This window comes from Cupriavidus sp. 05T313 (assembly GCF_056396665.1).
Genome location: NZ_JBFTLX010000535.1, coordinates 1 through 935, shown reverse-complemented (window position 1 = coordinate 935; position 935 = coordinate 1). Strand labels below are relative to the sequence as shown.

Genomic DNA, 935 nt, shown 5'->3' with positions numbered 1-935 from the left:
TATTGATCCTTGTATAAATGATGACATCACCACAACTCGGCCTGCTTCCAGCACGCGGCAATGATGTTGGCGCGTTGTTGTGCGCTGCGCAGCCGATTGCGGGCGGTCGTTTTGAGTTCGGTGAGCGAGTGTGGGCAGAAGTTGGCCAGGGCATGGCGCTTGAGCCAGGCCCAGAGATACTCCACTGGATTCAGGTCCGGGCTGTAGGGCGGGACAAAGGCCATCTGCACTGCCCCACCAGTGCTATCGAGGTAGTCGCGCACGATGCGACTCTTGTGCTGCGCTGCGCCGTCCCAGATGATCATCAGGCGGCGCTTGAGGTGCGCGCGCAGCGCCTTGAGGAACTCCACGATCTGTGCACTCTTGATCGCGCCGTCGTAAAGGCGGAACAGGCAGTTGTGATAACTSAGGCCCGCGATGGCCGAGACATGTTTCCAGTTGAAATGAAACTGGATGACTGGCGTTTKACCTTTCGGCGCCCAGGTGCGCACGCGCGTGGGTCGCTCCGARAGYCCAGACTCGTCAATRAAGACGATCAGCCGTTGCTCCCGCGTACAYTTTTTTTGAGCGCRGGCCAGGTCTTTTGCTTCCACGCCAGCACMGCGTCCTCGTCGCGTTCGATAGCGCGTCGGTCTGGGCGTTGGGGCGAGAAGCCGAGCGAATCCAGAATGCGCCAGACATGGGCCTCGTTGTATGACACCCCGAAGCGTTGCTCGATGAGTAGACGCACCCGTTTGAGCGTCCACAGTTCGGTGCCAAAGCCATGCTCGGTGGGGCGCTGCAGCAAGGCACGACACAACTGCTCGCGCTGGGCATCGTCGAGCAACGACGGCCGTCCACGGGCCATGGTGCGCAGCGCGTCGATGCCGCCTTCGTCCAGTCGCGCCTTCCACGTGTACACCGTCTGCCGAGCCACGCCCACCGCAGCCGCAACC

1 protein-coding gene and 1 pseudogene are annotated in these 935 nt (G+C 61.6%); both read right to left on the bottom strand.

The window, feature by feature from the left end:
- Positions 1 to 26: 26 nt before the first annotated feature.
- On the bottom strand, positions 27 to 746 hold the full coding sequence (locus tag AC1DKD_RS41560) for an IS630 family transposase (RefSeq protein ID WP_477144776.1): 720 nt from the start codon (positions 744 to 746) through the stop codon (positions 27 to 29).
- Positions 641 to 901, bottom strand: a pseudogene (locus AC1DKD_RS41555) (helix-turn-helix domain-containing protein); the annotation flags it as partial. The gene AC1DKD_RS41560 and the pseudogene AC1DKD_RS41555, both read right to left, overlap by 106 nt.
- Between the last annotated feature and the right edge of the window lie 34 nt (positions 902 to 935).